This is a genomic window from Mycobacterium haemophilum DSM 44634 (genome assembly GCF_000340435.2).
GTDB lineage: Bacteria > Actinomycetota > Actinomycetes > Mycobacteriales > Mycobacteriaceae > Mycobacterium > Mycobacterium haemophilum.
Map to the genome: position 1 here is coordinate 3,539,093 of NZ_CP011883.2, position 24,286 is coordinate 3,563,378.

21 protein-coding genes and 8 pseudogenes are annotated in these 24,286 nt (G+C 62.8%); 8 read left to right on the forward strand and 21 right to left on the reverse strand.

Annotation, left to right across the window (positions count from 1 at the left end; all coding sequences use genetic code 11):
- The first annotated feature begins 112 nt into the window (after positions 1-112).
- Positions 113-1,306 carry a pyridoxal phosphate-dependent aminotransferase gene (locus B586_RS16500; protein WP_054880857.1) on the forward strand — a complete coding sequence of 398 codons (1,194 nt, stop codon included), beginning with the start codon at positions 113-115 and terminating at the stop codon, positions 1,304-1,306.
- Here the strand turns inward: B586_RS16500 and B586_RS16505 are convergent.
- The 4 genes from B586_RS16505 to B586_RS16520 are packed head-to-tail and all read right to left on the reverse strand — an operon-like array spanning position 1,299 to position 3,958.
- Positions 1,299-1,754, reverse strand: a complete 456-nt coding sequence (locus tag B586_RS16505; protein WP_054879376.1) for an SRPBCC family protein — start codon at positions 1,752-1,754, stop codon at positions 1,299-1,301. The genes B586_RS16500 and B586_RS16505 overlap by 8 nt on opposite strands.
- 51 nt (positions 1,755-1,805) lie before the next feature.
- The gene (locus B586_RS16510; RefSeq protein WP_054880856.1) at positions 1,806-2,264 is read right to left on the reverse strand and encodes an SRPBCC family protein; all 459 of its coding nucleotides are present in this window, start codon (positions 2,262-2,264) and stop codon (positions 1,806-1,808) included.
- 57 nt (positions 2,265-2,321) lie between these two features.
- Entirely contained in the window at positions 2,322-3,509 is a 1,188-nt protein-coding gene (locus B586_RS16515) for a CaiB/BaiF CoA transferase family protein (RefSeq protein WP_082607668.1), read from the reverse strand.
- Positions 3,510-3,514: 5 nt separating this feature from the next.
- Positions 3,515-3,958 (reverse strand): SRPBCC family protein, encoded by a 444-nt coding sequence (locus B586_RS16520; RefSeq protein WP_054879375.1) that lies wholly within the window; start codon positions 3,956-3,958, stop codon positions 3,515-3,517.
- 65 nt (positions 3,959-4,023) lie between these two features.
- Between B586_RS16520 and B586_RS16525 the strand changes: the two genes are divergently transcribed.
- Entirely contained in the window at positions 4,024-5,751 is a 1,728-nt protein-coding gene (locus tag B586_RS16525; RefSeq protein WP_047315234.1) for an alpha-keto acid decarboxylase family protein, read from the forward strand.
- Here B586_RS16525 and B586_RS16530 read toward each other — a convergent pair.
- The 3 genes and pseudogenes from B586_RS16530 to B586_RS16540 form a co-directional block, all read right to left on the reverse strand.
- Positions 5,691-6,329: a fatty-acid--CoA ligase gene (locus B586_RS16530; protein ID WP_156166245.1), complete on the reverse strand. Its 639-nt coding sequence runs from the start codon at positions 6,327-6,329 to the stop codon at positions 5,691-5,693. The two genes, B586_RS16525 and B586_RS16530, sit on opposite strands and share 61 nt — an antisense overlap.
- Positions 6,326-7,524: pseudogene (locus tag B586_RS16535) on the reverse strand (AMP-binding protein). Before B586_RS16535 ends, B586_RS16530 begins: the two are co-directional and overlap by 4 nt.
- 393 nt (positions 7,525-7,917) lie before the next feature.
- Positions 7,918-8,619, reverse strand: coding sequence for a TetR/AcrR family transcriptional regulator (locus tag B586_RS16540; protein ID WP_054879374.1), 702 nt, complete (start codon positions 8,617-8,619; stop codon positions 7,918-7,920).
- Positions 8,620-8,996: 377 nt separating this feature from the next.
- Between B586_RS16540 and B586_RS22250 the strand changes: the two are divergent.
- Positions 8,997-9,215, forward strand: a pseudogene (locus B586_RS22250) (acyl-CoA dehydrogenase family protein); the annotation flags it as partial.
- A 144-nt stretch (positions 9,216-9,359) separates the two neighbouring features.
- Complete coding sequence (locus B586_RS16550) at positions 9,360-9,671, forward strand: DUF4190 domain-containing protein (protein WP_054879372.1); 312 nt, start codon at positions 9,360-9,362, stop codon at positions 9,669-9,671.
- Positions 9,672-9,677: 6 nt separating this feature from the next.
- On the opposite strand, the pseudogene B586_RS22835 reads toward B586_RS16550, so the two are convergent.
- Positions 9,678-9,773 (reverse strand): annotated as a pseudogene (locus B586_RS22835) (hypothetical protein); the annotation flags it as partial.
- A 78-nt stretch (positions 9,774-9,851) separates the two neighbouring features.
- On the opposite strand from B586_RS22835, the pseudogene B586_RS22255 reads away from it, so the two are divergent.
- A pseudogene (locus B586_RS22255) lies at positions 9,852-10,037 on the forward strand (TetR/AcrR family transcriptional regulator); the annotation flags it as partial.
- Positions 10,038-10,201: 164 nt separating this feature from the next.
- Here the strand turns inward: B586_RS22255 and B586_RS22260 are convergent.
- The 6 genes and pseudogenes from B586_RS22260 to lpqS all read right to left on the reverse strand — a co-directional run.
- Positions 10,202-10,453: pseudogene (locus B586_RS22260) on the reverse strand (M24 family metallopeptidase); the annotation flags it as partial.
- A pseudogene (locus B586_RS16565) lies at positions 10,441-10,659 on the reverse strand (ferredoxin). The pseudogenes B586_RS22260 and B586_RS16565, both read right to left, overlap by 13 nt.
- A gap of 11 nt (positions 10,660-10,670) precedes the next feature.
- On the reverse strand, positions 10,671-11,330 hold the full coding sequence (locus B586_RS16570) for a TetR/AcrR family transcriptional regulator (RefSeq protein WP_054879369.1): 660 nt from the start codon (positions 11,328-11,330) through the stop codon (positions 10,671-10,673).
- A gap of 44 nt (positions 11,331-11,374) precedes the next feature.
- Positions 11,375-12,087 (reverse strand): annotated as a pseudogene (locus B586_RS16575) (SDR family NAD(P)-dependent oxidoreductase).
- A 103-nt stretch (positions 12,088-12,190) separates the two neighbouring features.
- Entirely contained in the window at positions 12,191-13,321 is a 1,131-nt protein-coding gene (locus tag B586_RS16580; RefSeq protein WP_156406909.1) for a PLP-dependent cysteine synthase family protein, read from the reverse strand.
- A 186-nt stretch (positions 13,322-13,507) separates the two neighbouring features.
- On the reverse strand, positions 13,508-13,924 hold the full coding sequence (lpqS, locus tag B586_RS16585; protein WP_156406820.1) for a putative copper homeostasis (lipo)protein LpqS: 417 nt from the start codon (positions 13,922-13,924) through the stop codon (positions 13,508-13,510).
- A 107-nt stretch (positions 13,925-14,031) separates the two neighbouring features.
- Here lpqS and B586_RS16590 point away from each other — a divergent pair, with 107 nt between their 5' ends.
- Positions 14,032-15,534, forward strand: a complete 1,503-nt coding sequence (locus tag B586_RS16590) for a multicopper oxidase family protein (RefSeq protein ID WP_054879368.1) — start codon at positions 14,032-14,034, stop codon at positions 15,532-15,534.
- Between the two features lie 88 nt (positions 15,535-15,622).
- On the opposite strand, the gene B586_RS16595 is transcribed toward B586_RS16590, so the two are convergent.
- Positions 15,623-16,876, reverse strand: coding sequence for a sensor histidine kinase (locus B586_RS16595; protein WP_047315270.1), 1,254 nt, complete (start codon positions 16,874-16,876; stop codon positions 15,623-15,625).
- A 163-nt stretch (positions 16,877-17,039) separates the two neighbouring features.
- On the opposite strand from B586_RS16595, the gene narL reads away from it, so the two are divergent.
- The gene (gene narL, locus B586_RS16600) at positions 17,040-17,693 is read left to right on the forward strand and encodes a two-component system response regulator NarL (protein ID WP_047315229.1); all 654 of its coding nucleotides are present in this window, start codon (positions 17,040-17,042) and stop codon (positions 17,691-17,693) included.
- A 21-nt stretch (positions 17,694-17,714) separates the two neighbouring features.
- On the opposite strand, the gene B586_RS16605 is transcribed toward narL, so the two are convergent.
- From B586_RS16605 to B586_RS16615, 4 genes and pseudogenes are all read right to left on the reverse strand, one after another.
- Positions 17,715-18,977, reverse strand: a complete 1,263-nt coding sequence (locus B586_RS16605; RefSeq protein WP_231584528.1) for a sensor histidine kinase — start codon at positions 18,975-18,977, stop codon at positions 17,715-17,717.
- A 614-nt stretch (positions 18,978-19,591) separates the two neighbouring features.
- A pseudogene (locus B586_RS20445) lies at positions 19,592-19,788 on the reverse strand (methylmalonyl-CoA mutase family protein); the annotation flags it as partial.
- A gap of 52 nt (positions 19,789-19,840) precedes the next feature.
- A complete protein-coding gene (locus B586_RS16610; protein WP_047315228.1) occupies positions 19,841-20,287 on the reverse strand; it encodes a DUF5994 family protein in 447 nt (148 codons plus the stop codon).
- 258 nt (positions 20,288-20,545) lie between these two features.
- Positions 20,546-22,180, reverse strand: coding sequence for a fatty acyl-AMP ligase (locus tag B586_RS16615; protein ID WP_054879367.1), 1,635 nt, complete (start codon positions 22,178-22,180; stop codon positions 20,546-20,548).
- 249 nt (positions 22,181-22,429) lie between these two features.
- On the opposite strand from B586_RS16615, the gene B586_RS16620 reads away from it, so the two are divergent.
- The gene (locus B586_RS16620) at positions 22,430-22,663 is read left to right on the forward strand and encodes a hypothetical protein (RefSeq protein ID WP_047315226.1); all 234 of its coding nucleotides are present in this window, start codon (positions 22,430-22,432) and stop codon (positions 22,661-22,663) included.
- Between the two features lie 108 nt (positions 22,664-22,771).
- Here B586_RS16620 and B586_RS16625 read toward each other — a convergent pair whose 3' ends face one another.
- Entirely contained in the window at positions 22,772-23,563 is a 792-nt protein-coding gene (locus tag B586_RS16625; protein WP_054880852.1) for a M15 family metallopeptidase, read from the reverse strand.
- A 71-nt stretch (positions 23,564-23,634) separates the two neighbouring features.
- Complete coding sequence (locus B586_RS16630; RefSeq protein ID WP_054879366.1) at positions 23,635-24,243, reverse strand: TetR/AcrR family transcriptional regulator; 609 nt, start codon at positions 24,241-24,243, stop codon at positions 23,635-23,637.
- Positions 24,244-24,286 lie beyond the last annotated feature (43 nt).

The following is a 24,286-nucleotide window of genomic DNA, read 5'->3' on the forward strand; positions in this document are numbered from 1 at the left end:
CAAGGCTTTGCTGGTCAGACGGCTGAACGTGAAGCTACGCGCACGTTCGGAGCCGAACGTGAAGCTGCGCGCACGTTCGCGGCGCAGCCCGCACACAATAAGCTCGGCCATCATGACGGTGTCGCGACTACGGCCCTACACGACCACGGTGTTCGCCGAAATGTCGGCTCTGGCTGCGCGCATCGGTGCAGTAAACCTCGGGCAAGGCTTTCCCGACGAGGACGGACCGCCGGCGATGCTGAAGGCCGCGCAAGACGCCATCACCGGCGGAGTCAACCAGTACCCACCGGGGATAGGCATCGCTGGGCTGCGGCAGGCCATCGCCGCGCAACGCCAGCGGCATTTTGACATCGAGTACGACCCCGACACCGAGGTGCTGGTGACGGTTGGGGCCACCGAGGCCATCGCGGCGGCGGTGATCGGCCTGATCGAACCCGGCTCAGAGGTAGTGCTACTCGAGCCGTTCTACGACTCATATTCGCCAGCGGTGGCGATGGCCGGCGCGAATCGGGTAGCCGTACCTCTGGTACCCGATGGCCGCGGCTTTGCGCTGGATGCCGACGCATTGCGACGGGCGCTGACACCTCGGACCCGCGCGTTGATCGTCAACTCACCGCACAACCCCACCGGCGTGGTGCTGAGCGCAACCGAGTTGGCCGAGATAGCGGAGATCGCCGTGGCGGCAGACCTGTTGGTGATTACCGATGAGGTATATGAGCACCTGGTGTTCGAGGACCGAAAGCACCTGCCGCTGGCCGGCTTTGACGGCATGGCCGAACGCACGATCACCATTTCCAGCGCGGCTAAGATGTTCAACTGCACCGGCTGGAAGATCGGGTGGGCCTGCGGCCCATCCGATCTCATCGCCGGGGTGCGGGCCGCAAAACAGTACCTGAGCTACGTCGGCGGCGCGCCGTTTCAGCCGGCGGTGGCCCTGGCGCTGGACACCGAGGACACCTGGGTGGCCGCGCTTCGGAGTTCTTTGCAGGCCAGACGCGATCGGCTGGCGTCGGGACTGACCGAGATCGGCTTCGAAGTGCACAACAGCTACGGCACGTACTTCCTTTGCGCCGACCCGCGTCCGCTGGGTTACGACGACAGCGCGGCATTCTGCGCAGCCTTGCCGGACAAGGTCGGCGTAGCCGCCATCCCGATGTCGGCATTCTGCGATCCGGCAGCCGAGCACGCTGCAAAACAAGCCGACGTGTGGAATCACCTGGTGCGCTTTACCTTCTGCAAACGCGACGACACCCTCGACGAGGCGATCAGGCGACTCTCCGCGCTCGGGAACGGATCCACTACGTAGACCCCTCCGCACGGTCCCGACTCATGACGAAGTCCCGCAAGCCTTCCGTTGCGGCTTTGAGGACTTTCTCGCGACCTCGATTAAGCAGAAACTCCGGCAGCGGCGCCGACGGCTCTATGGTGATGGCGAAACGCACCCGCGTCTTGTCCTCCCCCTCCGGTCGCAGGGTGTACTCGACGTGCTGGCCGTGCTGATGAGAAGTCTTGTGGGCGTCCCACACCAGCCAGTCAGGTCCCCAGTGGAATTCGAGCAGTTCCCGATCGGCGATCCCGATCACTTTGACCGCGACCTTGACATGGTGCGGCCGCCCGTCGGGATAGGTGTCGATGACTTCAGCCTTCTTGTGCACCGACGACCACAACGGCACCGAGCGGACATCAGCTAGCGCATCCAGAATCACTTCCAGGGAGGCATCAATGATGATTTCTCGCGCTGCTTGTACGGCCATCGGTACAAAGTTAGCAATCCGATTTCGTTGAGCCGGCAAAGCCGGCAAAAATCAGCCACCGCGTTCCTGGACCGGCCGGTTTCTTAACACCCACTTGCGCAGCCCTTCCGTCGCGGCATCTAACACGATCTTGGTCGCACGTTTAACAACGAAACCTGGAATCGGCCCCGACGGCTCGACGGTGATATCAAAACGCACCCGCGTCTGATCGACACCTTCAGGTTTGACGCTGTACTCGACATGCTGTCCATGCTGCTGGAACGTCTCTTTAGCGTCCCACACCACCCAGTCAGGACCCCAGTGATATTCCAGGATCTCAGTATCGACTAAACCAAGAACCTTGACGATGGTCTTCACATGGTGCGGCCGACCATCCGGGTAGCGGTCAAGGATTTCAACCCGTTTGTGGACCGGAGACCACGCCGACAAGACGCTAACATCGCTGAGCGCCTCCATGACCAGATCCGGCGGCGCATCGATCACAAATTCCCGCGATGCTTGTACAGCCACTGCTTCCAAGCTAGCAACGCGGTCCTGCCCGCGCATGGCGAATGGGCAACGACTTTGTCACCAACCAATTTCGGTAATCGACGTGGTGGCCGCAGGCGGCGGACCGACCGGTCCGGCGGGTGTTCGAGAAAACCGCGGAGCCGGCGCGGCCTGGTCAACACCGTGACAGGTGATCACCGTCGACCGAGCTCTCAGATGGTCGTTGCTTGCGGCCTCGCTCCACGTCAACACCGGGGTGACGCAAGCATCGGTGCCGGCGAAAACCTGCGTCCACTGGTCTTGGGTCTGACTGGCGAACCGCTGCGCGAAGATCTCATGCATCTGCTGATATGAAGCGATGTCGAGCTGACTCGGCACCTCCTCGGCCGATAGACCGAGCCCGGTCAGCAACGCCGCGAAAAACTGCGGCTCGATGGCACCGACGGCCATGTATTTGCCGTCAGCGGTCTCATAGCAACGATAAAACGGGGCACCACCGTCGAGCAGGAACGACTCGCGCTCGTCGCGCAGCGCGCCGGTCGACTTCATGGTCCACATCATCTGGGCCAGCACGCTGACCCCGTCGACCATCGCGGCGTCGACGATTTGCCCCTTGCCGGAACGTTCCCGTTCATACAGCGCGACCACAATGCCCAGCAACACCAACATCGAGCCGCCGCCGAAGTCCGCGACCAGGTTCAGCGGCGGCATCGGCGGCCGGTCGCGGTATCCCAGCGCCGACAGCGCACCGGTCTGCGACAGGTAGTTGATGTCGTGACCCGCCGTCGAGGCCAGCGGCCCGTCCTGTCCCCAACCGGTAATACGCGCGAAGATCAGTCGGGGGTTGATCGCCGCGCAGTCGTCGGGACCGATGCCCAGTCGCTCGCAGGTGCCAGGCCGGAAGCAGTCCAACAACACATCGGCCTTGGCTGCCAGCTCCAATAGCGCCGCCGACTGCGTCTTGATGTCCAGGTCGACGATTCGCTTTCCGCGGTGCAGCAGATCGCGGTCCTCGGACAGCATCGTCACGCCCGCTCGGTGGCGACCCTCTTCGCCCGGCTTCGCCGCGCTTGCGATCGCCACGCCTGTTTGGTGGCGACCCTCTTCGCCCGGCTTCGCCGCGCTTGCGATCGCCACGCCGCCGGGACGGCGCACCCGCACCACGTCAGCGCCGAGGTCGGCCAACACCATCCCCGCGTGCGGTCCCGGTCCGATGCCGCCGAGTTCGATGACCTTGACCCCGGCCAGGGGACCCGCGGAAGTCACGATGACTATTGCCCCTTCTTCACCTGCAGCACCCGCTTGCGCAGCGCCTCGGTCGCTGTCTCGATCGACCCGTTAACCACACGTTTGAGCACAAAGCCGGGCAGTGGTACCACCGGGTCGACGCTGATCTCGAACTTGACCACCGTGCTATCACCCTTGGGGGTCAACTCATACTTCGCATATTGCGAGCGCTGCGCTGAGGAGCTGACCAGTGTCCAGCTCACCGCGTTGTCACTCCAGGTATATGCCACCACCTGTTCGTCGGTGATACCCACGGCCTTGACCTTCATCTTCGCCTTGCTGGGCCGCCCGTCCTCGCCCGTCTCGAGCACTTCGGCGCTCTGATGCGCAGCCGACCACTCGGGCATAGCCCCGATATCGGCGATGACGTCGAGAACCTCCTCAGGGCTGGCTTCGATGACGACTTCGTGGGATCCGTTGATTGCCATGGCCCGCACGATAGCGAACCGGCGCCCGACCGGGAACGGTTTCCACCCAGCGTACCGTCGTCTTCGTGACCGCCCCCAAAAGTGAAACCGTCTATACCGTCGGTGACTACCTGCTCGACCGCCTCGCCGAACTCGGCGTCACCGAGATCTTCGGTGTCCCCGGCGACTACAACCTGGAATTTCTCGACCACATCGTTGCCCATCCGGCCATTAGATGGGTGGGCAGCGCCAATGAACTGAACGCCGGCTACGCCGCCGATGGGTACGGGCGCTTGCGCGGAATGTCTGCTGTAGTAACGACATTCGGAGTTGGTGAACTTTCGGCTGCCAACGCGATCGCGGGTAGCTACGCCGAGCATGTACCCGTCGTGCACATTGTCGGCGGCCCCTCCAAAGACGCGCAAGGCACCCGCCGAGCGCTACACCACTCGCTCGGCGATGGGGACTTCGAGCACTTCTTCCGGATCAGCCGCGAAATAACCTGCGCCCAAGCTAATCTCATGCCAGCGACGGCGTGCAGGGAGATTGACCGGGTGCTCAGCGAGGTGCGGGAGCACAAACGGCCCGGCTACATACTGCTGTCCACCGACGTGGCCCGCTTCCCCACCGAACCACCCGGCACTCCGTTGCCACGCTATACCGGCGGCACCAGCCCGCGCGCGCTGTCGCTGTTCATCGACGCCGCCACCAAACTCGTTGCCGATCACCGGATGACGGTGCTGGCGGACTTGCTGGTCCATCGGTTGCAAGTGGTCAAAGAGCTCGAGACATTGCTGACGGCCGACGTGGTGCCGTACGCCACGTTGATGTGGGGAAAAAGTCTGCTCGACGAAAGCTCGCCTAACTTCTTGGGTATCTACGCCGGGGCAGCCAGCACCGAAGCGGTCCGCGCGGCGATTGAGCAGGCACCTGTGCTGGTGACCGCCGGGGTGGTGTTTACCGACATGGTCAGTGGTTTCTTCAGTCAGCGGATCGACCCAGCCCGGACCATCGACGTCGGGCAGTACCAGAGCAGCGTAGCCGGTGAGGTGTTCGCGCCGCTGGAAATGGGCGCCGCGCTTGAGGCATTGGCGTCAATCTTGGTGCGCCGCGGCATCAGCTCACCACCAGTGGAATTACCGCCTGACTATCCACCTGCGGACACACCATCGCCCGATCGGCCGCTGACCCAACAGATCTTATGGGACAGGCTCTGTGCAGCGCTCACACCGGGAAACGTGGTTCTGGCAGATCAGGGAACCTCGTTCTACGGCATGGCGGACCACCGGTTGCCGCAGGGAGTGACTTTCATCGGTCAACCGCTCTGGGGCTCAATCGGTTACACGCTGCCCGCGGCGCTCGGCGCGGGATTGGCGCACCGCGACCGCAGGACGGTGTTACTGATTGGCGACGGCGCCGCGCAACTGACGGTCCAGGAGCTCGGCGCCTTCTGCCGCGAGGGGTTGTCGCCAGTCATCGTGGTGGTCAACAACGACGGCTACACCATCGAACGGGCGATCCACGGAGAGACGGCCCCCTACAACGACATTGCCAGCTGGCGTTGGACCGACATCCCCAGCGCGCTGGGGGTGGCCAATCACTCGGCGTTTCGGGCGGAGACCTACGGCGAGCTCGACGAGGCATTCACCGTCGCCGCCGAGCGTAAGGACCAGATGGTTCTCGTCGAAGTCGTGGTGCCGAGGCTGGATCTTCCTGGCCTGCTGACTGCATTGACCCGGCCAGCGCGGGACGCTCACTCCGACGCCTCGATGCGCATCATGTCGAACAGCCGGCCGACAAACAGCGGGGGGTAAGCGCCCACTCCCGCTCTCGATAACCATTGGGCCGCGGCGTCGGGATGGTCGATCCAGTGCCGGGCCCCATCTTCGTCAGGAAACTCCTGCAAGATCAAGACTTCGTGATCATCATCGAAAGCCTGGAAAATCCACGTCTTTCGGATACCGGCCGCGGTGAACCTGTCCATCGCACAGCGGACCTCCGCGGTCAGGGTCGGCACGTCGTCGACGGACGCGATCGCAGCCACCACCACCCCGGGCGCGGTGGGCGCTAATCCAGGCGTCGGAGTCGCCGCGACGAACCTGTCGATGATCTCGCCGGCGAAAACTGCCGGGATGTCGTCAACACCGGCAGCGTCGAACCAGTCGAACAAGACCTGCGAACGCAGCAGCTCCAGGATCGGCTCACGGCTCTGAATACCGATCATCACCAGGACACGGCCATGGTCATGGGTCGATAGGTAAACCAGAACATGGTGGGCGCCGATGCCGGCGAGAGCCGACCGATTGCGCTGCAGCAGCGGCCACACCCGGGCGGGATCGGGCACGCGATAATCCGAGGCAATCACCATCGAATGAATGTCGCCGGTGGTCACCGCAGCTGGTCTTTCATCACTTTGCCGGCGGCATTGAGCGGCAGCTCGTCGAGAAACGTGATGGATCTCGACATGTTGAATTCCGCCATACGCTCTCGGCACCATGCAATCAAGTCAGCCTCGGACGAAGGGGGTGGGGGATTAGGCACGACAAACGCCTTACCTACCTGACCGAGTCGCTCGTCGGGGATTCCGATTACCGCGGCCTGCGCGACCGCTGGGTGTTCGAACAGGAAGCCCTCGATCTCCGCCGGGTACGCATTGAAACCGCCCACGATGAACATGTCCTTCTTGCGCCCGTTAATCCTCAGCCGTCCCGCCGAATCCAGGCTGCCCAGATCGCCGGTGTGCAACCAGCCCTCGTCATCAATCGCCTCCGCGGTGGCAACAGGGTCATCGAGATAACCCTGCATGACACTGTACCCACGGATCAAGACCTCTCCGTCGTCGGCGATGCGCACCTCAGGCCCATCGCACGGCGTACCGGCCGTTGTCGCGATGTCCTCGAAGGAGTCCCCGCGTCGTGACGCCGTCACCGTTGCCGCTTCGGTCAGGCCGCAGCCGGTCATGATGGACTGGAACGGCAATTCGTCGTGCATCCGCTGGATGGGTTGCACGGGGATGTCGGCCGAGCCGGTCACCGCTGCCCGCAGTGACGACAGGTCGTGGTCGCCTTGGGCCGGCAGCAGCGAATGATAGAGCGTTGGCGGCCCAGGCAGCATGGTAACCCCGTTCGCGCTCAATCAGCTCCAGCACACGATTGATCTCGAAGACGGCAACCGGGATGACGGTAGCTCCCCGGACCATTGAGGCGATGCAGCCCGCCTTGTCACCGAAGGTGCGGAAGAACGGGTTGACGATCAGGTAGCGGCCACATCGGCTGGAACAGCGAAATCCTGCCCCAAAAAACCTTTTTCAACCAGCACCACTTTCGCTCCGCTGCGATGGATGATGTCGGTGGCCTCGGCGGTCTTGAACCTGGTATTGACCGGAACCAACACCGCGCCCGCGTTAGCAGTCCCGAACGCCGCGACTATCCATTCGGCGGAATTGGGCGCCCAGATGGCGACCCGATCGCTCTTGTCAATGCCGGTTGATGCGAACGCACCAGCAGCACAACGGATCCTGTCTATGAGCTCAGTGCAGCTCAGGCGCAAGAAGCCGTCGACGACAGCTTCGCCGCACTTAACACCATCGCGGGGATGGTTGTCCAACTTTGCGGGCCGACATGACGACCACCAAAAGTGGCCCGACCGTAACGTTCGCAAGGGGCATTGCGGCAACGCTTTCGCGACGCCGCTGGTGCCGCCCCTATACTCGGGCGCGTCACGCACCCACGACCCGGTGATGCATCACGTCAAATACACCATCACCGCGTCCAAACCGATCTGGGCAGACATCTATTACCTGGATCAAGAGCCGCCGATCTTCTCCGCCTACAGCCACAGTCCCCCCAGTTTGTGCCGCATATCAACGTCGACATCGCCCCGGACAGTCCGTGTAGGTATACGAACTCGACTTGGCAAAACCCCAACGAATAGGCGCTGGTCTCAGTCAGCACCGGCATCGAACCGGGCACGCCGCAGTTTCACTGCGACGTCACCGTGGACGGGGTCGTCGCCGTCTCCAAAGACGGTCCTAGAGGCGCGCTTTGTTCGCGGCGAAACTGGTGAACCACCCAGGCTTGCGGCATTTCCGGAATAGGGTGCGGCTCGCCCTCCAGGCCACGCAGGTAATTTTCAACCAACGCAAAAGTTTCGGCGTGACCAGCAGACATTCCAACCGCCTGTTCGAGCACCAGCAACCGCGACAAGCTGGAGATGAGCACCGTCCACACCACCGGTGGCATGTCACGGTTATCCACTCCATAGCGCTGCAGTGCGGTCGTCACCGCGCGGCACTGTTCATCGCGGAAACGTTCAGCGTAGTAGGCGATTTCGGCCCGCATTTCCTTGCGGTGATTCGCCAAGGCCATGAATTCCATCGAAACCCGGGTAAAAGCGGGATCGGTGCCAAATCTCCACAACGCCCATAGCGGCTGAGGCGATTGCAGCGCTTTGGCTTGCACCTGAAGACCTTCTTCGGCGCGGCGGCGGAAGACCTCCAGGAACAGCTCCTCCATGGTGCGGAAGTAGTAATGCACGAGCTGAGGTTTCAACCCCGCCCTGTTCGCGAGGCGCCGCGACGTCACCGCGGCGTAGCCCTCTTCGAGCATCAATTGCTCGGCCGCGTCGAGCAGCAGGCCGCGATTCTTCGCATCCGGTGCCCCGATTCTTCGCGCCGATGTCATGCCCTCACTCCATATTCTCAACGTTCGCTCAAAGGTCTGTTGACGTTCCAAGTCGGCCACGCTGATCGTAGCCACGTCACTTCGTTGCCCGGGGTTGCCCACCTTGGCTATGACATTTGCGCCCTGCTATGCAAATGCTCAGCACTTCAGGGATTTTGGACGCGCGCGATTCGCCGGAGGTCGCTGATGCCGCCCCTTGTGGCGAACACCGCGACAACCCGGGGGACGTGACCTATCCCTGCAGACCACATCCGCGCTCAGGGTCGGCTCCGGCGCCGGAATGCCCATTTCGGTAGCGGATGCCTGGATACCGAAGACGAGGTCACCCTACGCGGAAGTGCTCGCTGCAGCGGCCCGGACATGCGTCATGACGCTGCGCGATACTGTCGCTGGCGCGCCAGCACGCCGTGGAGCGTGTTCAATTCGGCCGGCGCATCGGCTCATTTCAGGCGATCCGGCACCGGCTGGCCGAGACGCATGTCGCGATCGAAGGCGCCGAGGCGACGCTGCACGCCGCCAGTGATACACCAGACGACCCGGACGATTCCGGCACCCTGGCCTGCTTGTTGGCTAAGGCCGCAGCCGGCCAGGCAGCGCGCATAGACTGGCCCAGGATGCCGGAGCAGCGTTGTGGGCCAATAGATCTGCACTACGGCTGGCGCAACTTTGATATCGACAGCAGTGCCGGCCCCAGGCCAGCTAGCGCTTCGCCCACGCTGCGCTGTATAACATAGGCACATATGAGTCAACCCGTCCCGCGTAACGAGTTCGGCGTCGTCTCGTTGATCTTGGGCGTGGTCGCGCTCATCACCTGCTGGCTGCTGATTGGGATCGCCTTCGGTATCGCAGCGGTGGTGACTGGAGATATCGCCCGGAGACGAGTGCAACGCGGCGAAGCCAACAACCCCCGAGTCGCGATGACCGGCATTGCGCTGGGCGCGGTGTCGATCGTGGCAGCGCTCATCGCGGTGGGCCTCTACGCCAAATCCAACGCCGGCCAGACTGGCCACTACCACCAGTGTTTGGTCACCGGAAGGGACCCGCGCTGCTGAAGCCCCTTAATGGCGCGGTAGGCCAAGTATTCGTTCAGCGATGATATTCCGCTGGATTTCGGAAGTGCCACCGGCGGTGGTCGCGGCAAAGCTGCGGGTGTAAGGGCCACGCCCACCGAACTCTGGCGGCTTGCCGGGCAACTGCCTGTTGTCCCCTCGCGGCAATCATCGGAGCCGCCCGTGACCAGTCCAAGCGAAGAGCCGGCCTGGAAGCAGCGCGCGGTCGAGCGATCCATCAAGACCGCGAAACTGCGGGCTGCGCAACGAGTTCAGCGATTCCTGGACGCGGCGCAGGCCACCATTACCGAAAAGGGAAGCACGGATTTTACCGTCCAGGAGGTCGTGAATCGGTCCCGCCAATCCCTGCCCGGTCGACCGCATACCACATGCGCATCTAGTCGCATCGCCGATTTGAACAAATATCGTGAACGACCGGCTTGCGGAGAATTAGATTCTTTGAGACTTAGAATCACAAATAGCTAAAAATAGTGCAGCGTTGACGCATGATGCGTGTCGATCAGATCAAGTCAGTAACTGACAGTTAGATCCCGACGAGGCAGGTGGGCGAAAACCGGGACCATCTCTGATTGGAGGATAAACTTCTCGTCAAACTCTTCACCGAGATCGGTTCCAATCATTGGCATTTCAGCTGCATTGACGCTGATTCCGTGGCCCAGGTAGAAATTTGGCAGCAACGGCCGAGCGCCATCGTTGGCTGCGGTTGCAGCCCCACCTAGTACTGCTGCGGTAGCTCCAGCCCAGGTCACGTTCAGAAAGCGTGTCCGACATCTTTTTCATCCTCGATGTGAATGGCCTGCGCCGGGCACGCCGCGACCGCCCGGCGTGCCCCATCGACCTAGCCGGCCGACGGATGCACGTTCAGCAGGACGACGACTCCGTCCTCATCCCGTTGGCCGAACACCTCGGGTGCATTCATGACACAGTTCCCCGAGGATGCGCAAATACCTTGGTCGACAGTTACTTTCATCCGGCGACCCTTCACTCATGCGGCGTCACCGGCGCCAGCCATAGGCCCACGATCACGTCGATAAGGCCGGACCCGGTGGCCCGCCAGGACCGCATCGGTGCGCCCGCGGCGAGCGCCCGTTCAAGATCGGCGCAGGTATGTATCAATAGGTTGCGAGCCATGATGTTGCGTTCATAGCGCACCTCAGTAGGCAAGTCGGGCAAACAGCGGTTGACACCGTCGACCACCTGAACCAGCGACGGCGAGCTAAGCGCGCCCTTGACGATGATGTGGTAGTAAGCGGGATCGGTCATCGCTTGGGCAGCGAACCGCGCATACCAGGTGGGATTACCAAGGGCCGCCAGGTGCTCGGTGAGCGGGTGCACCAGGCAGGCCACCCAGTCCCGCATTTCGGCAGAAGCCTCGGATTCCAACAGCTCGGCCACCATGCGGTCGCGGAGCCGTTCAATGGGCCCACGATGTTTCTCCTCGATCGCACGGACCAGGTCGACCTTGGTGCCGAAGTGGTAGCCGACCGCGGCATTGTTGCCCTGACCGGCGGCCTCACTGACCTGCCGATTGGACACCGCGAACATGCCGTGCTCGGCGTACAACCGCTCGGCCGCCACCAAGATCGCTTCCTGGGTGGAGGTGGCCCGTTCGGAACGCAGGGTTCTGCCAGCCGCAGTCATGCACCTAGTCAAGCGCGTGCACAGTATTAAGTCAAGCGACTGAATTAACTTGGTTGAGACGCCGCATCGAACATCACACTCGAGGGCCGCCGGTCTTCCTCACGTTTCGTGGACCGAATCGCCTTGCCCGCGACAGCTCCCCCGTCCACCGGCAGCACGGTTCCGGTGACACAGCGCGACCCGGTCGCCGGCGAAATACAGTGCCGCCTCCGCGATATCATCGGGTGTAACCTCGCACTTCAGTGGACGGTCGGCACGCATCGTCTCGCGGATCGCCGCGGGTGTAGCGCTCGATCTCTTCGTGATCCATAGCGGCCGCCGACGTCGCCAACAATGGCGTGGGTATGTTGCCTGGCGCGATGGTGTTCACCCGAATGCCGTAGTACGCCAACTCGATTGCCGCGGACTTGGTGAATTGGATGACCGCCGCTTTGGACGCACGGTACGTCATCACGCCAGGAATCGGCGGTGCATGGTGCCCGAGACTCCCGGCGTTGTTTACCATCACGTGCAGCCCACCGAACTTTTCGACGGCAGCAGCCACCACTGCTTCCACCTGTTCAGGATTAGAGACGTCCGTCCGCTGGAAGAGCGCGTTGGTGCTCAACTTTGCCGCCAGGGCCTCACCCCCGTCACGGTCCACGTCGGCAATGACAACCCGGGCCCTCTCGGCCAAAAATCGCTCCGCCGTGGCGCAGCCGATACCTGAGGCCCCGCCGGTAACGATGGCCACCTTGCCAGCAAGTTCGTTGACCACCCAACGAGTTAATCGGCGCCGACCGCTTCACGTCAAGGTTCTCTGCGAAACCCGTTGTTGTCGAACCGATCAACGCAGTGGCCAGCATCAGCAGATGCCCCCATCACGCCACTGCCAGGGTCGGGTTGACCACCGTGGTGGTGCGTGTCCATCGGGTGACCACCGTGTCCGAGGACGCCGTTATCACGTCGGGCTCCGTCGGGTGTTCACCGCCGAGCAGTTGATGTTGGTTGCAGTACTCGTCGTTGTAGATGGTGTCGAAATAGCGTTGCGGGCCGTCGGGGAACACCGCGGCGATCGTGATGTCGGGCGGGAACGTGCGCGCTACCCAATCGGCGACCAAGGCCACCGCTCCGACGCTCCATCCGCCACTCGCATAGTGAGTGGCGGCCAGGGTGCGCGATGCCCAGACCGCTTCGGCGGGAGCAACCCAGTGCACTTCGTTGAACGCGCGGTAATCGACGTTGCTGGGATAGATGCTCGAGCCCAGCCCGCGCATCAGCCTGCTCGACGCTGGCTGCCCGAAGATGGTCGACCCGATGGTGTCCACACCGATCAACCTCATCTTTGGGTTGAACTCGCGCAACACCCGGGCCACGCCCGCTGAGTGTCCCCCGGTTCCCACAGAACACACCAGCACATCGACGCGCCCAAGCTGGGAGGCCAGCTCCAACGCCAGCGGCCGGTAAGCGTCGACATTGTCAGGGTTGTTGTACTGATTGGGATTCCAGGCCCCAGGGTTGGCCACCAGAAGCTGGGCAACCCGGTCTTTGCGTGCCTGCTGCCACCCGCCGACCGGGTGCGGTTCGGTGACCACCTCGACGCGGGCCCCGTAAGCGGTCAGCATCCGCTGGATGATCGGTTCCAGAACCGGGTCGGTGACCAACGTGACCGGGTGTCGGTAGACATTACCGGCCAGCGCGAGCCCCAATCCAAGTGTGCCGCTGGTTGATTCCACTATTGCAGCCCCAGGCGCCAGATCGCCTCGGGCGCGAGCCCGTTCCACCATGTGCATGGCGGGCCGGTCCTTCATGCCACCGGGATTGCATCCCTCCAGCTTGGCCCAAAAACCACGGTCAGCGGCGCCAAAGGAAGTGAAAGCCCCCGAGAGCCCGGATATCCAGAGCACCGGGGTGTTGCCAACCATAGTTCCCGGCTGGCGGTCCCGACCCGGTGTGAGGTGATATCCGTCGGGGACAAGGCGATACCGGTCTCGGGTCTGCCGCGACCCAATCGAGGCGATATGAGACCGGGCGGCAAGGAGTTTCCGCGAGTTGTTCGGGTCGCGGCCGTCGAAGGGCCAGATGTTGTTCATGGGTCGTCGCTTCTGCATCGGGCCACGAACTTCAGTCGCGGCAGTTTGATGTGGGTCAGCGGTCACCGGCCGCGGGAAATGGGCCCACGGTCTGGCGCTGACCGGTCAGCGACGAGCTAGGCAGAATCGAGTCAATAGGTCTTGTCCGGTGCGAACGCATGCCAGTGCGACTGGCGGGCCGCGCCCGCCCGGCACGACGAGGTTGGTGAGCGCAGCTGCGATGCTTGCGACCGCCAACACGACGACCGACACGATCGACGGGGTGGTCGACCTCGGCGGCACGGCTGTCACGAACTGGTCTGGGCACTCGAACTTCGAGTTGTCCGATAGGTGCGCATGGTTGACGTTGATTGCGAACTCACCACCAAGCGACATCGCCAACGGGTGTTTCAGGTGGCCTGCATGGGGCTGAGGCTGCAGGAACCCGCACTGCGCCCCGCTAATGACAAGCACCCATATCAGGGAGACCGCACCGAGCGATGATCGCGTCCACACCACCTGTCGGGCCTTCACGCGGCCCACTGTATACCCGTCAGGGGTATAGTGTAAAGCAGAGCTTTAAAGCCAGAATCCCATAGTCGCGGTTGCGATTAGCGCCGGACCTACGGACGAGAGACAAGGAGCGGTCAATGCCTGTGCTGCCCACGAGCGAGATGCCCTTCGACGGGGCGCGGCTCACCCGGCGCGGCTTCATCGCCGCGGGCATCGCCGGCGGATTCACGCTGGCCGCTTGCAGCCAAGCTACAACTCGGACGCCGCAGAGCGCGGCGGCCGCTGGAATGGCAGACGCGATTGCGGCCGCCGAGGCGGCCCGACCACACAGTGGGCACACCGTGACCGCGACCTTGGTCCCCCAACAGGCTGAGATCGACCTAGGTGGGGTGACCGCCCGGACACTGGCCTACGGAAACACCATTCCCGGACCGGTGATCCGGGCCAACATCGGCGACGAACTTGCGATCACCGTGACGAACCGGCTCGACCATCCGACCTCAGTCCACTGGCACGGCGTCGCACTACGCAACGACATGGACGGCGCCGAGCCGGCCACGCCGAGCATCCCGGCCGGCCGTAACTTCACTTATCGGTTCTCGGTGCCGAACGCGGGCACCTACTGGGCCCATCCGCACACTGGCCTGGACGCTGATATGGGGCTCTATCTACCGGTTATCGTCGACGATCCGACCGATCCGGGTCACTACGACGCCGAATGGATTGTCGTCATGGATGATTGGACCGACGGCGTCGGCAAGAGCCCGCAACAACTCTACGATGACCTGACCTCGCCCAACAAGCCGAGCATGCCCGAGATGCCGGGCGGCGACGTCGGGAAAAGTGACTTGCTCGGCGGCGACGCCGGCGACATCACCTACCCCTATTACCTGATCAACGGCCGAATCCCGGCGGCCGCGACGACATTCAAAGCGAAGCCGGGCCAGCGAATTCGGATCCGGTTCATCAACACCGGCTCCGACACCGCGTTTCGCGTTGCGCTGGCTGGGCATTCGATGACGGTCACGCACACCGACGGTTACCCCGTGGTTCCTACCCAGGTCGACGCCCTGTTAATCGGTATGGCCGAACGCTACGACGTCATCGTGACCGCCGCCGACGGCGTTTTCCCGCTGGTCGCATCCGCGGAAGGGAAAAACGCCGTTGCGCGTGCGTTACTCGTCACTGGGTCAGGCGGCATACCCGACCCTCAATTTCGGCCGGCAGAGCTCACCAAACGGATAGGTACCATCGAGATGTTCACCGCCGCAACGGCCGTCAACCTAGGGCCCGCCCAACCAAACCTGAATCTCGCGGTGGTCTTGGGTGGCAATATGATGCGGTACAACTGGACAATCAACGGCGAGCCGCTGCAGGTACAACTGGACCAACGGCCCACGTTGAAGTTCCATAACACCACCATGATGTGGCACCCAATGCACCTGCACGGCCATACCTTCCAGGTAATTAGGGCCGACGGTCGCCCCGGCGCCCGCAAGGATACGCTTATCGTGCTGCCGAACCAGAAGATCGATGCCGTGCTGGTTGCCGATAACCCAGGAACATGGATGTTCCACTGCCACAACACCTATCATCAAGAAGCCGGGATGCAGACCCTGCTGAACTACACTTTCAGTTGAACCGCGAAAGTACAGCTGGCTACGCTGTTACTTGGGAAACGTGTCGGTAGTTGCACCTTCGCCGGCAAAGTGGTGGACACGGACGGCCTCACTGCTTGAGGGGCAGCTCCACGCAGACGTGGGTGCCTGCGGGCGTATCGAGGAAGAAGAACACTCCGCCGGCGGCGTCCACGCGCGCCCGATGCGACGCCAAACCGATATGCCCCTCACCCAAACGGCGTGCCATCGTCTCACTGGTAACGCCCACACCGTCATCGGCCACGTCCAAAACGCAGACCCCATCGGTGATCCTGAGGGTGACCGACGCGTGGCTGGCCTGCGAGTGTTGCATCACATTGGACAACAGCTCACGCACCACGCCGAACACGATGGGATCGTTGGCACTGCGGACCGGGTAATCGATGTCGGTGCGCACCTCAATGCCCGACCGCTGTGCGGTGAAGGAGGCCAACTGCTCAACGGCAGCACCCAACCCGACCTGTTCCAGAACAGCCGGATGAAGCTCAAAGGTGGCCTGACGCAGTCGCTCCGAGGCGGTATGCAGACCGGCCAGGGCACGGCCGACCCGGTCATCGCCGGGCAACGTGGTATCCAGCTCGACAAGTTCCTGGCGCACAGCCAAGATGTCTTGCAGCGGTCCATCGTGAATAGCTTCAGAAACCCTGCGCTGCAGTACCTCCGAGGCCGTCATCGTCTGGGCCAGCAACTCCTCACGCAACGCACTCAGGCCCGCTATCGAATGCGCGTGCCGTTCCTCGATGCGGACGACCACGTAGGCCATGCAACAGAGGAATGCGTAGAGCACGAACCGAAAAATCGTCTCGTACCAGCCGATCACTCGCACCATGTCCGGGTCTTGGAGCACCGCGACCGCGAACCCCGCCATCGACAAGGTCAGCATCACCGCCGCCCGACGCGAGGACACATCAAGGCCCAACAGGATCGGCAGCAAGATCATGATCAGTAAGGGATAGATCCCGTCGGTGGACAGCACCTGAAAGCCGGTCAACATCACAATATCGAGGGCGATGAAAACAATGGGCTCCAGCCGGCCGACCCCGACCATCCGGCCCGCGCCGATCCGCCGACGGAAAGGAGCAAACGCCAATACCAGAGCCAATATTGCAATCAATGAGTACAGGACAATCCAACCGGTCTGCCACAGCCAGTCAGATCGGCGAGTGCCGATCACCATGGCAGCGACCATCATCGCCACCACGCCGACGCGAAGCACCGACGCGATTCGAAACGAGCGCAACCGGTAAACGGTACGCACCCGCTCCAGCTCTAGGTCCCTGGACACCACGGTAGAACCGTACTCATGGCGAGGGCCGTCCAACATCGTCGGCTTGCCGTACAGCGATTTGGCGTGCGCCCGGCCGGGCTCCCCGCAGCCACATCCGCCGGTGCCGGCTTTCCCATTGGGCACGCTCTGGAAACCCGCGCAGCTGCGCCGAGGACGATAGTGAACGGTTCGTTGCCGACGAACCGCTAAACTCGTCGCCATGGTCGGCGCGACGACGCCTGAAAAGGTGCGTGTGGTCGTAGGCGATGATCACCCGCTCTTTCGTGAAGGCGTGGTACGGGCGCTTTCGTTGAGTGGCTCGGTGAACGTCGTCGGCGAGGCAGACGACGGCGCAACCGCGCTGGAATTGATCAAGGCGCACCTGCCCGATGTTGCGTTGCTGGACTACCGGATGCCCGGCATGGATGGCGCACAGGTGGCGGCGGCGGTGCGAAGCCACGAATTGCCGACCCGCGTGTTGCTGATTTCGGCTCACGATGAGTCGGCGATCGTGTATCAGGCGCTGCAGCAGGGCGCCGCGGGTTTCTTGTTGAAGGATTCGACGCGCACCGAGATCGTCAAGGCCGTACTCGATTGCGCGAAGGGCCGCGATGTGGTGGCGCCCTCGCTCGTCGGTGGGCTCGCCGGGGAAATCCGCCAGCGTGCAGCGCCAATCGCGCCAGTGCTCAGCGCACGCGAGCGGGAGGTGCTCAATCGTATTGCTCGAGGCCAAAGCATCCCTGCGATCGCAGCTGAGCTGTATGTGGCGCCGTCGACAGTCAAAACCCACGTGCAACGCCTATACGAAAAACTTGGGGTCAGCGATCGCGCGGCGGCCGTCGCCGAAGCAATGCGGCAAGGGCTGCTCGACTAACAGCGTCACTGGACGGGCTCCTTACTCCGACGTCGCTGTAGCGACGGTTGGCTCGGCATGATCAACCCCAACCGTCCACCTGCACTGCTTAAGGGGGAGCTCCACGCAGACGTGGGTGCCTGCGGGCGTATCGAGGAAAATGAACGCTCCGCCGGCGGCGTCCACGCGCGCCCGATGCGACGCCAAACCGATATGTCCCTCGCCCAAACGGCGTGCCATCGTCTCACTGGTAACGCCCACACCGTCATCGGCCACGTCCAAAACGCAGACCTCATCGGTGGTCCTGAGGGTGACCGACGCGTGGCGGGCCTGCGAATGCTTTTCCACGTTGGACAGTAACTCGCGCACCACGCCGAACACGATGGGATCGTTGGCACTGCGGACCGGGTAATCGATGTCGGTGCGCACCTCAATGCCCGACCGCTGCGTGGTGAAGGAGGCCAACTGCTCAACGGCAGCACCCAACCCGACCTGTTCCAGAACAGCCGGATGAAGCTCAAAGGTGGCCTGGCGCAGTCGCTTCGAGGCGGTATGCAGAGCAGCTAGGGCGCGGCCGACTCGGTCATCGCCGGGCAACGTGGTATCCAGCTCGACAAGTTCCTGGCGCACAGCCAAGATGTCTTGCAGCGGTCCATCGTGAATAGCTTCAGAAACCCTGCGCTGCAGTACCTCCGAGGCCGTCATCGTCTGGGCCAGCAACTCCTCACGCAACGCACTCAGGCTCGCCACCGAATGCGCGCGCCGATCCTCGATACGAACGACCACGTAGGCCGTGCCGCACAGAAATGCGTACACCATGAACCGGAATATTGAATTGGGCCAGCCGATCACTCGCACCATATCCGGGTCTTCGAGCACCGCGATCGCAAACCCCGCCAGGGCGAAGACCAGCAGCACCGCCGCCCGACGCGCGCGTACATCAAGGCCCAACAGGATCGGTAGCAAGGTCATGACCAGTAAGGGATAGATCCCGTCGGTGGACAGCAACTGAAAGCCGGTCAACATCACAATGTCGAGGACGGTGAAAACAACGAGACCGCTCGGACACGTGCTGATCGGTCCACGGAATCGAGCAAACGCCAACAGCAGCGTCACTAGCGTAGCCAATGCGTACAACACGATCCAAACGATCTGCCGGGGCCATTCACACCGGCGAGTGCCGATCACCATGGCAGCGACCATCATCGCCACCACACCGATACGAAGCACCGACGCGATTCGAAACGAGCGCAACCGGTAAACGGTACCCACCCGATCCAGATCTATGTGGCTTATGACCCCCACTCGGCTACTCTACTGGTGCCGCCCGGTATTCCGCTCGGTAAGCCAGCCAAGAAATCTGCGATCGCTGCTAGTTAGAAACGCATGGGCAGGGCGGAATGGCTCACGCACATAATCCCAATCGGAGGGCTCAGGTTCACCTCAGATTAGACAAATAGTTCGTTCGTTTCGCCGCACCCGCGAGTCCCGCTGACCATTCACTGGTGTGGCGGCATCACCGATATCCCCACCTCGATGTCGGCGCATCCGGACGCCGAGTTAGCGAGCGACGCGATGAAGATAGCCGCCGCGGTGCGTGGTGGACGCGCTGCGATCGAGGGCGTGATCTTCCATAGTGACCGCGGATCTACTTACACCGCAAATGGTTTCATGAATCTATGCCGCAGGCTCGGGTACGACAGTCGATGGGACGCGTTGGGGTCGTGCTTCGACAACGCCGCTTCCGAGGCGTTTTTCTCCACCCTCGAACACGAGGTATCACCGCCTGGTGCGACGAGTTCTACAACACCCGATGTCGGCACAGCTCAGCCTGGTTGCTACCACCCGTCGACTACGAGGAAACCGCGACCATCCGACCGGAGGCGGCATAACGGAAGCCTTCACGTTTTTCAGGGGAAGCCCTGTTCTACGAGGTAGCGGTCGCGGCGGTTGGATTCCTCCGCGGCACCAGCCCGGAGTACTGCCGGAACGTCCACAACTTGCCCTGATACCCAGACACAAAGTTGCCGCGGGTGAACGGGAACTCCCCCGGCGACGGAGGCTCCGTGCTGGTATCCCCCGGGCCGTACACCGGCACGAGCTGACCAGGCCGAATCGAAAGGACGCCGGGCCGCCGGGTGATCGCCGATGTGCCTGATGTGTGGCGTTTAGTGTGGGCCTGAGGCACATTGTTGTTGGGCCACCTGCAGGATCGAGCCCGCGGTCAAAAATGCGCGTTTATCGCGGTCGGTAGCCAGAATGGGCAGGTTGGCGGCGCATCGCAGCACCATCAGGGCCAGCGCGCTGTGGGTCGTATACGAGATGATCAGTAGGTTAGCGCGAGCATGCGTGCCGCTGACGGTCATTATGTGCTGGCGTTTGCGTTCCCATCCCGGCCAGTTGAGGTCGGGTGGTCGTTGCAGCGGTGACCAGTTGACGTTGATGGAGGTGATTTCTCCGAGCAAGGGACTCAGGACCGCGATAAGGTTCGGCAATTCATTGGTGATGCGATCGGCACGTGGCCACCACGCGCCGTCGATGTCGCGGCCGAGTTCACGAGCCAGCGTTAGCCGGATGGGATTGGCTTGGCGCCGGCCTCTGATCGGATAAGTCATCGCGGCTGCTCCTGTCGGCACCGGGTACACCGGATGATCACGGTGACACCCCTGCTGCGCGCGGCAGCCGGACTCAGGACGTCTAGGTGTCGCGTCATCGTTAGTGCCGCATAATCCACGGGCGGTCCCTTCACGGTTGGCATCATCTGTCCCGCGGGCGCGCGGCAGATGTAGGGTGGACCACCGTTGACATCGAAGCTGCTCACGTTTGACGGTACTCCGCCAGCATCGTGTCGCCGACAGCCCCGTGGCAACTTCTCAGGTGACCAGTGACAATGCGCAAGCGCGGCGCAGCTTTCCCGACGGCGTCTTGGGGATCGCGCCCGGGGCCAGTACCACCACATTGCGTGGCCGCGCCGCCACTTCGCTGACGACTTCGTGAGCGACCTCATGCTTGATGCGCCGCACCTGTGCGGGGTCGTCGAAGAAGCTCGATTCGACCGCCACGGCAAACGATTCCCGGGAATGACTCGCGTCGAGTCGCACGGCCGCGACACAACCCGCCCGCACGCCGGCGACCCGCCCGGCAGCGCGTTCCACGTCGGTGGGATAGATGTTGCGTCCGGCCATGATAATCACGTCTTTGGCCCGGCCACAGACCACGATGTGGTCCTGCTCAGTCAGGTATCCCAGATCTCCGGTGCTGAACCAACCCTGGTCGTCTTGGACGGCCACGAAACCTCCTGCCGTGACATACCCAGATGTCACGGCATCGCCGCGCACTTCAATGAGTCCCACGCCGCGGGTCGGCTGAAGGGCGCCGTCCTCATCGACGATGCGGGCCTGTATACCGTGCAGCACTGGCCCCAATGTGGCCAGCCGACGGGTGTTGCCGGTGGTGGCAGGCACTGCTTGGCGTAGCACCGCGAGCATATCGGCGTCGACCTCGTCAATGATGAGTCCGTTGCCGCATTGCGAAAACGACACCGCCACAGTGGTTTCGGCCATCCCGTAGGCCGGCAAGATCGCCTCGGGACGCAGCCCAAACGGCGCTGCAGCCGCACAGAGATCCTCAACATCGGCCGGTTCGACCTGTTCAGCACCCGACAACGCCCACCGCAACGACGATAGATCAAAATCACCAAGCCTGGCATGCCGGCGCAACCGCTTCGCCAGCAGTGTGTAGGCGAAGTTCGGCGCTGCGGTCATCGTCGCATCATATTTGTCGATCAACTTGGGCCACAACAAGATATCGTCCATGAAGTCGATCGGTGTGACCTTGACCAACTCGCCGCCGAACAACATCGGCATCGTCAAAAATCCGGTCATACCCATGTCATGAAATAGCGGCAACCAACTCACGATCACATCGGTATCGATGTCGTAGTGGGCACCGACGAACATCGCCTCAGCGTTCGAGATCACATTCGCGTGGGTAATCGCCACCGCTTTAGCACAACCTGTCGAGCCCGACGTCAACTGCAAGAGCGCAAGGTCATCCTCACCACTGCCCACCACCTCAATCGGTGCGGCGCCCAGAAGCTCGGCAATCGTCACCACCCGCACGCCGTGTGCGGCCAATACCGCCACCACAGCCATGAACGGATCCGACACGATCACCACCGTCGCCTCGATCATGGTGATCACCGCCAATGTGTCCTGTGCCCACATCTGCAGATCAGTACGCGGCGTCGGCTGCTGCAACATCGTCAAACACGCGCCACACAACCACACGCCTTGCGCAGTCGGCGCAATCTCTACTGGGGCGCCGGCCAATACACCCACCCGATCACCCGGACCGACGCCCAACGAGGCTAAACCACCCGCCACCTGCCGAGCCCGCTGATGAACTTCGCCCCAGCTCGATCGAACCGGCGCACCAGGCTCACCGGTAACCAGGCCACGAGTACTCGACTGAGCACTGCTAAGCATCGACTCAACGAATCTGCTCAAACGCCATCTCCCACACCCCGGCCGATTTACAGACCAGCTTCAGCCAACTCGGGACATATGAGGTGACAGCGTCACACTATCAGCCGGGTACTACCCCAACCAGCGCACGCAAGACAGACGCGAAAATCCCGGGCGGGCGCACCGCTGGCGAACCAGCCCTGCCTGGCGACACGCACTTACCGATCGGACGCTACCCGCTCGACCCCGATCCGGGGTACGGTGGCAGGAAACGAGCCAAGGACGGGCGGCATGGTCATGCAGGACTGGTGGGAAGCGCCCGAGATTCACCCGTCGCAGATCCGAGTCGGTGACCTCATTGGCACCAAGCAGCCAACCCAGCTGCGCTACACCGTCAAGCTGATCAGCGGCCCGCAAACAACTCCACGGCAATGGACATTTTTTGGCCGAGACACCGAGGGCCTACAGCACACAAGCACGTTCGGAGAAGACGACGTCGTCCGCAGGTACATCAAAGCGTCCTGACAACGTCCTACCATGCCGTCGACGAGCTGTACAAGGGGACGCTCGGCCCATGAGGCACGACCCAGAATTGCTGCCGCACTTCGCAACAACGCGCGCACGGCGATCACGCTAGTCGACCGATACGTTCAGGATTGGGTGATCGACTCCGGCACCGGGACCATCGAAGTGCCACCACTCACCGGCGTACACACTCAACCCACCGGCGCTCATCGCGGCCCGCAAATGGGCACGATTCGCCTGAGCTTCGGCAGTGACGCCCTGGGTCGCAAATGCCTTTGCCCCCGAAGAGAAGTCGTCGAAATCTGTTCCCATGTCGCCAAGGCACAGGCCGCCCTCTTGCCGTTCGGCCGGGCACTGTTGTTGCGCACTTGCGAATGTCACGTCCACCGAACGCCCCACCTCGTGGCTGTGGGCATACCGGCCCGGTGGCGCCACCCAGGCTGGGTTCGAAACCACATCGAACAGCTTTACCTGGACGTCATGCGGCCGGTAGCAGTCCCAGAAGACGAACACCTGCCCCCGCGGACGCAACACGGCGGCGGCAGCCGCGAGACCTTGAGCCATGGATTGGTGTACCAGGCATCGGGCATCGGCAGGGTACAACCGCGCGCCGGTGACGTTGCGCGGCGTCGCATAACGCAGATCGATGATTGCATCTGGAACCACGCTCCGAACGTCGACGAACCCGGCCGCGCGCGCCGCGGCGCTCACTGGCGGCACGCGAGGACCTGAGGGAACCGTTGTGTCGGCGGGCTGGACCGGCACGGCCGTGACGGTCCTGGACTGCGATGAAAAGCCAGAAGAACCTCGGCTACCGTGCACGGCGTCACAGGCAGCAGCCGAAACGGCAACCAATCCAGCGACCATCGCCAGCAGGCGGAATCGCCACACCATACGCATGTAAGCATTGTCCTGGTTCACGGAGCCGAAGAGAAACTGCGGCAGATTGTCCGGGCTAGTCGGCACTAAGCTCAGCACGGGCCGGTGATGTCACCGTCGACATAGCGCTGCAGGTTCGGCGCCATCGCCGCCACCACGTCGTCGTCGGACATCGACGCGATCGGCTCGATCTTCCAGACATACCGCAACAGCGCAAAGCCGATCAGCTGGCTGGCGATCAAACCACTGCGGCGCAGCCGTTCGCCGTCGTCGTCCCCCAGGGTTGAGCCGCCTATCAGGCCGCTTTCGACTACCAACCGCAGCTTTTCGCGGGTCCTGGTCTCGTGGGCCGCGGTCAGCACCACTGCCCGGAGCACGGGACCGACGTCCTCGTCAGACCAGCTAGCTAGCACGTTGCGCAGCAGTTGCCTTCCCAGATCGGCCTTCGGCATCGCCCATGTCTTGGCGACCGCGTCCAGCCATTTCTGCGGCGGCGCGGTGGCGGCGTCGAGCAGGCCCTCCTTGGAGCCGAAGTAGTGGTAGATGAGCGCCGGGTCGACGTCCGCGGCACGGGCGACGGCGCGGATTGCCGTACCGGCCCAGCCATGTTCGGCGAACTCATCGCGGGCCGCGGCCAGGATGCGCGCGGCCAGCACGCCACGCTCGTCGCGGGGACCCGGGGGAACTGATCGCGTCGCCATCACCTCACCATATCGCTAATTTCATCTTGCGTTGAAACTAGTT

What these genes read in the sequence shown, in the direction of transcription:
- B586_RS16500 (WP_054880857.1), top strand. Translation starts at nt 113, where the DNA reads ATGACGGTGTCGCGACTACGGCCCTACACGACCACGGTGTTCGCCGAA.
- B586_RS16505 (WP_054879376.1), bottom strand. Translation starts at nt 1,754, where the DNA reads ATGGCCGTACAAGCAGCGCGAGAAATCATCATTGATGCCTCCCTGGAA.
- B586_RS16520 (WP_054879375.1), bottom strand. Translation starts at nt 3,958, where the DNA reads ATGGCAATCAACGGATCCCACGAAGTCGTCATCGAAGCCAGCCCTGAG.
- B586_RS16540 (WP_054879374.1), bottom strand. Translation starts at nt 8,619, where the DNA reads ATGACATCGGCGCGAAGAATCGGGGCACCGGATGCGAAGAATCGCGGC.
- B586_RS16550 (WP_054879372.1), top strand. Translation starts at nt 9,360, where the DNA reads ATGAGTCAACCCGTCCCGCGTAACGAGTTCGGCGTCGTCTCGTTGATC.
- B586_RS16570 (WP_054879369.1), bottom strand. Translation starts at nt 11,330, where the DNA reads ATGACTGCGGCTGGCAGAACCCTGCGTTCCGAACGGGCCACCTCCACC.
- B586_RS16590 (WP_054879368.1), top strand. Translation starts at nt 14,032, where the DNA reads ATGCCTGTGCTGCCCACGAGCGAGATGCCCTTCGACGGGGCGCGGCTC.
- B586_RS16595 (WP_047315270.1), bottom strand. Translation starts at nt 16,876, where the DNA reads ATGTTGGACGGCCCTCGCCATGAGTACGGTTCTACCGTGGTGTCCAGG.
- narL (WP_047315229.1), top strand. Translation starts at nt 17,040, where the DNA reads ATGGTCGGCGCGACGACGCCTGAAAAGGTGCGTGTGGTCGTAGGCGAT.
- B586_RS16610 (WP_047315228.1), bottom strand. Translation starts at nt 20,287, where the DNA reads ATGACTTATCCGATCAGAGGCCGGCGCCAAGCCAATCCCATCCGGCTA.
- B586_RS16620 (WP_047315226.1), top strand. Translation starts at nt 22,430, where the DNA reads ATGGTCATGCAGGACTGGTGGGAAGCGCCCGAGATTCACCCGTCGCAG.
- B586_RS16625 (WP_054880852.1), bottom strand. Translation starts at nt 23,563, where the DNA reads ATGCGTATGGTGTGGCGATTCCGCCTGCTGGCGATGGTCGCTGGATTG.
- B586_RS16630 (WP_054879366.1), bottom strand. Translation starts at nt 24,243, where the DNA reads ATGGCGACGCGATCAGTTCCCCCGGGTCCCCGCGACGAGCGTGGCGTG.